The following is a 524-nucleotide window of genomic DNA, read 5'->3' on the forward strand; positions in this document are numbered from 1 at the left end:
AGCTGATCCTGCGCATCAACAACATCCTGCGCCGCGGTGGCCCGGCGACCACGCCCAAGGTCGAGCAGTTGGTCTTCGGCCCCTATACCTTCCAGATCGCCCGGCGCGAATTGAAGCGTGGCGGCGAGGCGTTGAAGCTGACCGATCGCGAGCAGGAGATCCTGGCGATCTTCGCCGCGCGGGCGGGCGAGACGATACCCCGCCACGAGCTTGTCGGCGACGATTCGGAAGTCGGCGAGCGCACCATCGACGTCCAGATCAACCGGCTGCGCCGCAAGATCGAGCGCGATCCGTCCAATCCGGTCTGGCTGCAGACCGTACGCGGTATTGGGTATCGGCTCAGCGTGGAATAGAATGCCGCCTGCGGCCGGCTGAACGGCTGCGGGCAAGCGAAAAGAGCGAATGGCAACCACGGAACTGGAACAGCCGGGCAATGGCGGCTTGAGCGCACGCGCCGCGCGGACGCTGAAGGCGGTGCCGCGCGCCTGGAACCGCTTCTGGCGCCTCGTCTCGCTCTATATGCC

The 524-nt window shown here is 66.2% G+C and carries 1 protein-coding gene; it reads left to right on the top strand.

All coding sequences use genetic code 11. The annotated features are described in order from the left end of the window. A partial coding sequence (locus tag EN914_RS37865; protein ID WP_164779301.1) for a winged helix-turn-helix domain-containing protein occupies window positions 1-353 on the top strand: 353 nt, incomplete at its 5' end. Window positions 354-524 lie beyond the last annotated feature (171 nt).

The sequence above is a fragment of the Mesorhizobium sp. M7A.F.Ca.CA.001.08.2.1 genome (assembly GCF_003998455.1).
Taxonomy (GTDB): Bacteria; Pseudomonadota; Alphaproteobacteria; order Rhizobiales; family Rhizobiaceae; genus Mesorhizobium; species Mesorhizobium ciceri.